At 29.3% G+C, this 1,860-nt stretch carries 1 protein-coding gene and 1 pseudogene; both read left to right on the forward strand.

Translation table 11 applies throughout. The annotated features are described in order from the left end of the window. Positions 1-254 precede the first annotated feature (254 nt). Positions 255-368, forward strand: a pseudogene (locus tag HMPREF0072_RS12630) (PcfB family protein); the annotation flags it as partial. Between the two features lie 50 nt (positions 369-418). Further along, positions 419-1,678, forward strand: coding sequence for an erythromycin esterase family protein (locus HMPREF0072_RS09480; RefSeq protein WP_004829916.1), 1,260 nt, complete (start codon positions 419-421; stop codon positions 1,676-1,678). Positions 1,679-1,860 lie beyond the last annotated feature (182 nt).

Genomic DNA, 1,860 nt, shown 5'->3' on the forward strand with positions numbered 1-1,860 from the left:
AGAACATACAAAACATATAAAAGCACAGAAGAAATAAAAGCGATGAGCAATGAAGAAATACAGATTATATATTCCAACATGAAAAACTATCTATCAGACAAAAGAACACACACAAACCACTAAAGGTGGAAAGGTATTGTAAGCTATTTAAAAGTATAAAAGGTACAAAGACCTAAGCAATATATAAAAACATCAAAATAAAGCATTCCACCACTACCAACAACCAAATAAAAACAAGCAAAGGAGAGAAAAACATGATAAACGAAGAAATAAGTAAAGAAGCAGGTCAAGTAGCACAAACCATAATAACATACACAATAAAGGCAGCAAAAGCGAAAATGGAAGCAGAAAAAGAAGCGGCAAAAGAAGAAGCAACAGTATGATAAAATATTAAAAAAATGTAGTAAGAGGTGAGAAAATGATAAAGAAAATATTTAAAGGAATTTTAATTTTTTTAGTATCCCTTATTATTCTTATAGGGATTGGAGATTTTTTATGGATTAATCTTCCGAAGTTAAATGCCAGAAAAAATATTTCTGATATAGAAGACTATGGCAAAGCTGTAAGCCAAATAAATTTAGATGACAATATACAAGTCGTTGGACTTGGGGAAGCGACTCACGGGAATTCTGATTTTCAAGATTTAAAATTAGAAGTTTTAAAGACTTTAGTTGAAAAAAATAATTTAAAGAGCTTTGCTATTGAAGCTGATTTTGGCGAAGGAATGATAATCAACAATTACATTCACGGAAACAAGAGAGATGAAAATATTTCAAGAATTTTTTCTTTTAATATTTATCACACAAAGAATATGAGCGATCTTATAAATTATATGTTTGACTACAATCAAAAAGCCAAGGATGAGGACAAACTTTCTTTTTACGGCTTTGACATGCAAAATCCAGAAAAATCTATTGATTTAATATTAGATTTTTGTAAGGAAAATAATATATTACAAGAAAAAGACTTGAAAAAGGAGCTTTCTTTTATAAAAGATGAAAAAATTAAGATTTCACAGATAAAAGATAAGGAAGCTTTGTTGTTAGAGATAAAAGCTTATGCAGACGCCCTATCCTCTTCAGATGCAAAAATAGCTTCAAGAGCTCTTACAAATATATTAAATAGCATAAAATATTACGAATTAGATTTTAATGACTATGTAAAAGTAAATAATGTTAGAGATGAGCTTATGGCTGAGAATGTTAAATGGATAAGTGATTTTGAAAAATCAAAGGGAAATAAGATGCTTTTAATTTCTGGACACAACGGTCACATTGCAAAAAGTGAAAAATTTTATGAGCCAATGGGGTCTCACTTAAAGAAAATTTTTGGAGAAAAATATTTTATTATTGGAACAGACTTTTATAAGGGAATTGTTAATATCAATGTGGCTGGTCCAGATAACAAGAGGTCAAACCATGTCGTTGTATCTGCTGATCCTTTAGCTTACAGTGCGAGAAAATTTAAAGGAAAATATTATTTAGATTTTACAAAAGTTAAAGATGGAGAAACTTTTGACCTTATAAATAAAGAAATCAACATGATAAGTCTGGGTGAAGGATATTCTCCTCTTATGAAATTCATACCAACGACTTATAGGGTAAAGGAAGTTCCAAAAGATTTATATGACGCAATGATCTTTGTTTATTATGCAAAGCCAATTGCTGTTAATGATTAATATTATTTATGAAAGAGATGGAAGATGTTAGAAGTTCAAAATATAAAAAAGATATGACCAGAGAAATTTAAGGGAGTAACGAAAAGTTACACCCTTAAATAACCATAATAACAAGACTTCCGAAAAGCAGAAGTCCAGAATTTAAGAAAATCGGAAATCAAGAATTTCGATTATCGAAAATC

It is taken from the genome of Anaerococcus lactolyticus ATCC 51172 (assembly GCF_000156575.1).
In the GTDB taxonomy this organism is placed as follows: domain Bacteria; phylum Bacillota; class Clostridia; order Tissierellales; family Peptoniphilaceae; genus Anaerococcus; species Anaerococcus lactolyticus.

What these genes read in the sequence shown, in the direction of transcription:
- HMPREF0072_RS09480 (WP_004829916.1), top strand. Translation starts at nt 419, where the DNA reads ATGATAAAGAAAATATTTAAAGGAATTTTAATTTTTTTAGTATCCCTT.